Annotated in this window: 8 protein-coding genes; 5 read left to right on the plus strand and 3 right to left on the minus strand. The window is 70.2% G+C overall.

What is annotated here, in order from left to right; all coding sequences use genetic code 11:
* On the plus strand, positions 1 to 2454 hold a 2454-nt coding region (locus FUT87_RS28590; protein WP_186830448.1), incomplete at its 5' end, for a hypothetical protein.
* Between the two features lie 8 nt (positions 2455 to 2462).
* Here FUT87_RS28590 and FUT87_RS09235 read toward each other — a convergent pair.
* Positions 2463 to 3101, minus strand: coding sequence for a 3-oxoacid CoA-transferase subunit B (locus tag FUT87_RS09235; protein WP_147240842.1), 639 nt, complete (start codon positions 3099 to 3101; stop codon positions 2463 to 2465).
* A 10-nt stretch (positions 3102 to 3111) separates the two neighbouring features.
* Complete coding sequence (locus FUT87_RS09240; RefSeq protein ID WP_147240843.1) at positions 3112 to 3813, minus strand: CoA transferase subunit A; 702 nt, start codon at positions 3811 to 3813, stop codon at positions 3112 to 3114.
* A gap of 133 nt (positions 3814 to 3946) precedes the next feature.
* Here FUT87_RS09240 and FUT87_RS09245 point away from each other — a divergent pair, with 133 nt between their 5' ends.
* The 4 genes from FUT87_RS09245 (at position 3947) to FUT87_RS09260 (ending at position 7485) form a co-directional block, all read left to right on the plus strand.
* Positions 3947 to 4354: a PaaI family thioesterase gene (locus FUT87_RS09245; protein WP_255511743.1), complete on the plus strand. Its 408-nt coding sequence runs from the start codon at positions 3947 to 3949 to the stop codon at positions 4352 to 4354.
* 20 nt (positions 4355 to 4374) lie between these two features.
* Positions 4375 to 4929: a LuxR C-terminal-related transcriptional regulator gene (locus FUT87_RS09250; RefSeq protein ID WP_091732371.1), complete on the plus strand. Its 555-nt coding sequence runs from the start codon at positions 4375 to 4377 to the stop codon at positions 4927 to 4929.
* 194 nt (positions 4930 to 5123) lie between these two features.
* On the plus strand, positions 5124 to 5465 hold the full coding sequence (locus tag FUT87_RS09255) for an HU family DNA-binding protein (protein ID WP_091732368.1): 342 nt from the start codon (positions 5124 to 5126) through the stop codon (positions 5463 to 5465).
* A 97-nt stretch (positions 5466 to 5562) separates the two neighbouring features.
* Positions 5563 to 7485: a radical SAM protein gene (locus tag FUT87_RS09260; protein WP_147240844.1), complete on the plus strand. Its 1923-nt coding sequence runs from the start codon at positions 5563 to 5565 to the stop codon at positions 7483 to 7485.
* A 30-nt stretch (positions 7486 to 7515) separates the two neighbouring features.
* Here FUT87_RS09260 and FUT87_RS09265 read toward each other — a convergent pair.
* On the minus strand, positions 7516 to 8772 hold a 1257-nt coding region (locus FUT87_RS09265; RefSeq protein WP_147240845.1), incomplete at its 5' end, for a cyanophycinase.

An 8772-nucleotide genomic window follows, 5' to 3' on the forward strand; every position in this document is an offset into this window, starting at 1 on the left:
CGCCTGAGCGCGGACGCGAGCCTGCGCGCCCGCGGCGAAGCCGGCGAGATGAAGCGCGAGAGCCTGCGGACCTTCCTGCAGGCCGCCGCGCACATCGAGTCGGCCGGCACCGCTGCCGCCGGGGCCCCGACGCGGCGGACGCACGCCATCGACACGTTGCTGTGCGCGGCCAAGCTCTACGCCGATCCGATGGCCACGGCGGCCCAGATCGACGACCCCGCCCAGGTGTCGGCCTACGTCGCCTGGCGCAGCGGCTACCGCGACCGCGGTCCCGGCACGCCGCTGGCCCGCACGCAGGCGCGCATGGCCAAGTTCACCACCTGGATCCGCCGCGCCGAGCGCCGGGCGACCCAGCCGCGCGCCGCCTTCGATCCCCGCCGCCTGGTGGGCATGAAGAAGTCGCCGCTGAACGCCACCGCCTTCGCCGCGGGCGGGACCAACCTGGGGCTGGCGTCCACCGAAGCCCAGCGGCTTCAACAGACGCTCGGCGAGGCGCTCGGTGCCGCTTCGGCCCGTCTCGGCGCCTTGTCGAGCTGGCGCGTGCTGCCGAGCGCGCGGCGCGGGGAACTGCTGCTGCGCCAGCAGTGCCTGGCGCGCTGGCGCCATGTCGCCGGGCAAGCGGGAGCCGCGGTCGAATGGAAGCCCTCGAGCCAGGACCGCGCAACGATCGCGACCGCCGCGGCCGTGCTCGCCCCGGGGCTGGGGCTCGATCCCGCCAGCGTGAAGCACCATCCGGCCCTGGCCGAGCTGAAGCGGCTGAACCTGAAGACGCTCGCCCGCTGGCTCCAGGAGGCGCCGCCGGTCGGGGCTCCCGGAACCGGCGACACGCCCGGCGCCAGCGCCGAAGCGCTCCTGGCCCGGGTGCGGGACCTCGACGCCGGCCGCCCCATCCGCCCGGCGGGGCCCGCTCGCGGCGACATCCAGGCGGCGCTGGCCGAAGTCATCGACACCACGCCGCTAGGCAACAACGTCCGCTACTTCGATGGCGCGACCTACGGCCTGAACGCCAACCAGTCGCTGAACATGCAGGACTTCAAGGCCATGATCGGCCTCTCGGTGGGACCGGGCTTCAAGGCGCTGCGCGGCCGGCACGCGTTCCTCGAGATCGGCTCCTCGTCCTACGGCGGCGAGGTCTTCATGGGCATCGACCAGCGGTCCTCGAAGGGCCTGAGCCTGGGCGTGTTCGGCGGCATCGCGCTGGGCGCCGGCGAATCGACCTTCCACGCCTCGCTGGGCGGCGGTGTCGGCTACGGGTACTCGCACGACACGAGCGGGCCGAGCGGCGTGATCATCCGCACCCGCGTCGAGCGCGACGAGGCCAACAAGCCCACCGACTCGTGGCGCGGCAAGGCCAACGAAGTGCTGGGCTTCCTCTTCGCGCAGAGCGAGCGCGCCGAGGGTGCGCGCGGCGCCGCGCCGGAGCAGCTCTGGCAGGACTTCAGCGAGCGCTTCTTCCGCGAGCGGGACATCTCGGTGAACTGGCGCGACCAGCGGCGCAGCAGCCACACGGTGTCCAAGGTCGCGAACGCGATGGCGCGCCTGTCACTGGCGGGATGGAACTTCGGCCCGTCGCTGAGCGCCAGCCGCGATCACCTGCTGGCCGGCAAGAACGAACGCATCGACGCCAACGGATGGCTCCGCGGCGTGGAGCGCTCGCGGGCGCAGTCGTCGGCGCTCAATGTCAATGCGGCGCTGGTGTCGGCCTCGGCCAGCCCGGGCCACTTCGCCCGGCATCCGGGCCAGCCGGAATCGGTCAGCCTGCCCAGCGTGCCGCTGGTCGGCGTCTCGGCCGCGCTCGTTCCGAAGGGCGCGAGCGTGACGCTGCGCATGGTCGATGAACACGGCGACCTGCATCCGGGCTACATCCGGCGGCTGGTCGAGTTCGTGGATCCCGCCTCCTTCAACGAGTACCTCGGCGCGCGCGCCAACGACATCGCGAAGACGCCGCAGAGCAAGCAGCGGCTGCAGGATTTCGTCTCGGAAGTGAACCAGGCCGCGGTGCGCGGCAATCAGTCGTTCGGGGAAAGCCTCAAGCTGCGGCCCGAGGTGGTGGAGACGATCAACCTCCAGCGCGATGAGATCGAGATGATCCGGCGATGCGCGGCGGTGTCGCGCGGCGAGCAAGGCCCGGCCCTGGAGGGCGGTGCCGATGCGGAGGGGCATGCGGGGGGACATGCGGGCGGCGACGCGCCCGTCGACGCGCGGGCCGCGCGGCTGGAAGCGGAGATCGCGCGGCTGCTCAACGAGCCGGCCAGCTGGAAGGTCTCCGGCTACTACACCTACGAGATCAACACCACCGGCTACACCGCCGGGCCGGCCTTCATCGCGCAGGCCACCGCGAGCACCGCCACCAATGGCGAACGCGTGCTGGCCGAGCTGGCAGTGAGCGAGCTCGAAGCGCTCGACCAGCAAACCTTGGATCAGCCGCCGCGAGATCAGCCGCCGCGGGGCTGATGAGCGACTTACAGCAGCGTCACGCCGGTCTTGCTCTGCACGAAGTCCCGCGTGACCTCGGGCGCCAGCTCCACCAGCTTCAGGCCCTGGGGCGTGACGTCCATGACCGCCAGGTCCGTGATGATGCGGTTCACCACGCCCACGCCGGTCAGCGGCAGGGTGCACTTCGGGATGATCTTCAGGTCCTCGGTGCCGTCCTTCTTGCGGGCCACGTGCTCCATCAGCACGATCACGCGCGGCACGCCCGCCACCAGGTCCATCGCGCCGCCCATCCCCTTCACCATCTTGCCGGGGATCATCCAGTTGGCCAGGTCGCCGTGCTCGCTGACCTGCATCGCGCCCAGGATGCTCAGGTTGATCTTGCCGCCGCGGATCATCGCGAAGCTGTCGTGGCTGCCGAAGATCGACGAGCCGGGAATCGTCGTCACCGTCTGCTTGCCGGCGTTGATCAGGTCGGCGTCGACCTCGTCATCCGTCGGGAACGGGCCGATGCCGAGCATGCCGTTCTCGCTCTGCAGCCACACTTCCTTGTCGGCCGGCACGAAATTCGCGACCAGCGTCGGAATGCCGATGCCGAGATTCACATAGAAGCCGTCTTCCAGCTCCTGCGCGGCGCGTGCCGCCATCTGGTCTTGGGTCCAGGGCATGTCGGTCTCCTCAGGCGGCGGGTCGGGTGGTGCGCTTCTCGATGCGCTTCTCGGGATTCGGGTTGTGCACGATGCGGTGCACATAGATCCCGGGCAGGTGAATGCTGTCGGGATCGAGCTCGCCGACCTCGACGATCTGCTCCACCTCCACCACCGTGACCTTGCCCGCCATCGCGCAGGCCGGATTGAAGTTGCGCGCGGTGCGGCGGAACACCAGGTTGCCGCTCTTGTCGGCGATGTGCGCCTTGACCAGCGCCACATCCGGATTGAGCGCCCGCTCCATCACGTACTGATGGCCGTCGAATTCGCGGATCTCCTTGCCCTCCGCGACCATCGTGCCCACGCCGGTGCGGGTGAAGAAGGCCGGGATGCCGGCGCCGCCGGCGCGCAGCTTCTCGGCCAGCGTGCCCTGCGGCGTGAATTCCAGCTGCAGTTCGCCCGCCAGGTACTGGCGCTCGAATTCCTTGTTCTCGCCGACGTAGCTGGAGATCATCTTGCTGATCTGCCGCGTCTGCAGCAGCTGGCCCAGGCCGAAGCCGTCCACGCCCGCGTTGTTGCTGATGACGGTCAAGCCCTTGACGCCGCTGTCGCGCAGCGCGGCGATCAGTGCCTCGGGAATGCCGCACAGGCCGAAGCCGCCGACCGCCAGCAACTGGCCGTCCTTCACGATGCCGTCCAATGCCGCATCGGCACTGGGGAAAAGCTTGTTCATCCGATGTCTCCTGCTTGCCGTGCGATCCACGGGGTTCAGAACCAGCCGACGATTCTGCTACGTAAGACATTAGGTATCGCTACGTAGAATTGATTAAGCATCATCCCCGCCACCGCCCCTCGAAGGAAGCCCGATGACCCTGCCCCTGGACGAACTGCGTGTGCAGATCCCCAAGATCTTCGCCCCCTGGATCGTCGCGCTCGGCCTGGAGCCGGTCCATGCGGAGGACGGCCTGCTGCGCCTGACGATGCCGGTGGCGCCCGATCTGGTGCATGTGGGCGGCGTGATGTGCGGCCAGGCCTCGATGGCCGCGGCCGACACGGCCATGGTGCTGCTGATGATGCGCGAGCTCGGCGAGTTCCGCCCGATGACCACGGTGCAGCTGCAATCGACCTTCATCCGCCCGATCTCCGGCGCGCGCTGCACCGTCGAGGCCCGCCTGCTGCGCCGCGGCAGGAACCTGGCGTTCGGGCAGATCGACCTGCTCGACGAGCAGGGCCGGCTCGCGGTGCAGTCCACCACGACCTACGCGCTGCTGTGACGCGCGGACCGACCGTCCCCATGAGCCTCGACTACCGCACCGCCTTCGACCAGGCCCCGATCGGGCTGGTCCTGTCCGAGAACCGCCTGATCAAGGACTGCAACCGCCTGGTGCTGGAGATCTTCGGCGCGCAGCGCGAGCAGTTGATCGAGCACAGCTTCGCGCTGCTGTATCCGAGCCCGGTCGAGTTCGAGCGCACCGGCGAGCGCATCGTCGCCAGCCTCGATGCCTCCGGCTACTACGCCGACGAGCGCGTGATGAAGCGCGTCGGCGGCCCGCGCGCGGGCGAGCTGTTCTGGTGCCATGTGTCGGGCCGCGCGCTCGACCCGGCGCGGCCGCATGCCAGCGGCATCTGGAGCTTCGAGGACCTGTCGGCCACGCGCCAGCTCAAGGCCGACCTGACCGCGCGCGAGCGCGAGATCGCCGCGCTGCTGATCGAGGGCCTGACCAGCAAGCTGATCGGCAAGCGGCTGGGCGTGAGCCCGCGCACCGTCGACGTCTACCGCGCGCGGCTGATGAAGAAGTACGGCGCGGCCAGCACGCCCGACCTGGTGCACCGGCTGCTCGTGTCCTGAAGCGTGCTGTGACAAATTCCCGGGCCAGCCCTGGCGCCGGGAAGGCCGATGGACAGGACCATCGCGCAAGACGTGACCCCGGATGTGCGATTTCATCGGTGATTTGCGGGGCAACCCGGGGATGCGGGCCGGATTTCTCGCGCACAATACGCGCCGTCCGGCTCGTGCCGGGCCTTAACTTGCAGAGTCAACGAATGAACAAGACCGAACTGATCGAACACCTGGCTTCCAAGCACGAACTGACCAAGGCCGAAGCCGGCCGCATCCTGGAAACGCTGCTGGACGCCGTGGTCACCACGGTGAAGAAGGGCGGCGCCGTCTCCATCCCCGGCTTCGGCTCCTTCAAGCAACACGCCCGCGCCGCGCGCACCGGCGTGAACCCCAGCACCGGCGACAAGATCAAGATCGCCGCCGCCAAGCTGCCGAAGTTCACCCCGGGCGCCGGCTTCAAGGCCGCCGTGGACCCGAAGGCCGCCGCTCGCAAGGCTGCCGCCAAGCCGGCCGCCAAGCCCGCCAAGAAGGCCGCCAAGAAGTAATCCACTTCTGGCATGCGCCGATCGCCGGAGCCCTCCGGCGATCCCGAACAAACCCGGCCCATGCCGGGTTTGTTTTTTTGCTTCTACAGTGCTGTCCATGTCCGCCGCCGCGCCCGCCCTCCGCGTGCTGTCGCTCATCCCGCCGATGACGCAGCTCAACACGCCCTACCCGTCCACCGCGTACCTGACGGGCTTCCTGCGTTCGCGCGGCATTCCCGCGGCGCAGCGCGACCTGGCGCTGGCGCTGGTGCTCAAGCTCTTCTCGCGCGACGGCCTGCGGCGCGTGCGCGCCGCGGTGCAGGCGATCCCGCTGCCCGACCGCGGCATCGCCTCGCGCCACTTCGACGAGGACTTCGACCGCTACCTGGCCACGATCACGCCGGTGATCGCCTTCCTGCAGGGCCGCGATCCGACGCTGGCGCACCGCATCAACACGCGCACCTTCCTGCCCGAGGGCAGCCGCTTCCAGACCCTGGACGTCTACGTGTCCGAGGAGGGCGAGGATCCGCTCGCCTGGGCCTTCGGCGCGCTGGGCCTGCAGGACCGCGCGCGGCACCTGGCCACGCTCTACCTGAACGACCTGGCCGACGTGCTGCGCGAATCGGTCGATCCGCGCTTCGAGTTCGTCCGCTACGCCGAGCAGCTGGCGACCAGCCAGCCGACCTTCGACCCGCTGCGCGAGGCGCTGGACGCCCCGCCCAACCTCGTCGACGAGCTGCTGCGCGAGCTGACGCTGGCCGCCATCGATGCCGAGCGGCCCGACGTGGTGCTGCTCTCGGTGCCCTTCCCCGGCGCGGTCTACGCGGCGCTGCGCATCGGCCAGACGATCCGGCGCGAGCGGCCGGGCATCAAGATCCTGCTCGGCGGCGGCTTCGTCAACACCGAGCTGCGCGAGCTCGCCGAGCCGCGGCTCTTCGACTACGTCGACTTCGTGACGCTGGACGCCGGCGAGCGCCCGCTGCTGGCGCTGCTCGAGCACATCGCCGGCCGGCGCAGCCAGCAGCGCCTGGTGCGCTGCTTCGTGCGCGAGGACGGCGGCGAGTTGGCGGGCCAGGTCCGCTACATCAACTTCGTCGAGCCCGACGTGCCCTTCGAGGACGTGGGCACCCCGACCTGGGACGGGTTGCCGCTGCACGACTACCTGTCGCTGCTGGACATGCTCAACCCGATGAACCGGCTGTGGAGCGACGGCCGGTGGAACAAGCTGACCATCGCGCATGGCTGCTACTGGAAGAAGTGCAGCTTCTGCGACATCACGCTGGACTACATCTCCCGCTACGAGGCGGCCTCGGCCAAGACGCTGGTGGACCGCATCGAGGCGATCGTGGCGGAGACCGGCCAGACCGGCTTCCACTTCGTCGACGAGGCCGCGCCGCCCAAGGTGCTCAAGGCGCTGGCGCAGGAGCTCATCGCGCGCCAGGTGTCCATCAGCTGGTGGGGCAACGTGCGCTTCGAGAAGACCTTCACCCCCGAGCTCTGCCAATTGCTGGCCGACAGCGGCTGCATCGCGATCAGCGGCGGGCTGGAGGTGGCCTCGGACCGGCTGCTGCAGCTGATGCAGAAGGGCGTGTCGGTCGAGCAGGTGGCGCGGGTGACGCGCGCCTTCACCGAGTCCGGCATCCTCGTGCATGCCTACTTGATGTATGGCTTCCCGACGCAGACGGTGCAGGACACCGTCGATGCGCTCGAGTACGTGCGCCAGCTCTTCGAGAACGGCTGCATCCAGAGCGGCTTCTTCCACCGCTTCGCCTGCACCGTGCATTCGCCGGTGGGCCAGGACCCGGCCGCATTCGGCGTGCGGCTGCTGCCGCTGCCGCCCTCCCCGTTCGCGAAGAACGACGTCGGCTTCGTCGATCCCACCGGCACCGACCACGACGCGATGGGCGACGCGCTGAAGAAGGCGCTCTACAACTTCATGCACGGCCTCGGGCTGGAGCAGGACGTGCGGCGCTGGTTCAGCGTGCGCGTGCCCAAGCCCAAGGTGCCCAAGCACTTCATCGCGCAGGCGCTGGGCACCTGACCGGCCGCCGCGATCGCGGTCGCCGCCGCGCTAGCGCAGGCCCGCGGGCGCGACCAGCGTCGCGCCGGGCAGCGTCGAGGCCGGCGCCGCCGCGTTGGGATCGGGCAGGCGCACCGGGCGGATGTCCAGGCGGACGTCGAGCAGCGTGACGTCGTGCGCGTTGCCGTCAGCGTCGATCCAGCCCTGCGTGTCCGCGCCGCGGTAGAGCCGGAAGACGAAGCCGGTGCGGTCGCGCGGCTCGGTGGCGCCGGGCCGGATGCGCGCGGCCATCGCGCGCACCTCGTTGGCCGGCGACTGCAGCAGCTCGCTCATCGCCTGCACGATGCGGTTGTCGCCGAGGATGTCCGGCTGGAAGGTATCGACCGGACCGCGCGACGGCATCGGCTGCCCCAGCGCCGACGCGCGGATCGGCACCGGTGCGCCGGCGGCGGTCTTGCGGGCTGCCGGGCTGGTGACGCCGCTGCGCAGGTCGTGGCGGTCGCCGTTGTCGAGGTAGCTGAGCCGCGCGCCGCGGAGGTTGAACATGCCCAGCGTCGGATCACTGCGCGCGTCGCGCAGGTCCACCAGCAGCGCGCCGCGTCCCCCGATGACATCGATGCGGTCGCCGCGCACGACGGCCGCGCTGTTCTCCTCCACGCCCAGCCCGAAGCGGTAGCCCTTGGCCATCATCAGCGGCAGCATGCGGCCGATGCGACCGCGCTTGAGGAAGTGCTGGTCGACGAAGAGCTCGTCGCCGACAAAGCCCAGGCCGCGGTCGATCTCCTGGCCCTCGCGCAGCGTGCCGCGCATCACCTCCATGACGTTGAGCGCGTCGCGGAACATCACGCGGCTCATGATCGCCGCGCCGGCGCTGGTGCCGGCCACGACGCCGCCACGGCGGTAGACCTCCCAGATCGCGTCGAGCATCTCGGTGCGGCGGCCGCCGGGCTGCAGCGTGTCGACGATGAAGCCCTGCGCGCCACCGGAGAAGAACACGGCATTGGACGCGCGGACCTTGCCGATCAGGGCCGGGTCGTTGAGGTTGCGCTGCAGGTCGACGCCCTCGAGCCGCGGCGCGACCGGGATGTGCTCGGCCTGCGCGCCGTGGCGCTTGAGCGCGTCGATGATCAGGCGGGCGGAGAGTTCCGGATTGGCCGCGGCGGTGGCGAGCACGGCGAAGCGCGCCTGGCCGGGGCCGCCGGCCTCGTCGACGATGCGCTGCCAGACGGCGTCGTTGTCCATGCGCGGGCCGCCGCCGATGACGATGGCGGTCTGGGCCGAAGAGGCACCGGCGCCGAGCAGCGCCGC

The organism is Mitsuaria sp. TWR114 (genome assembly GCF_007997345.1).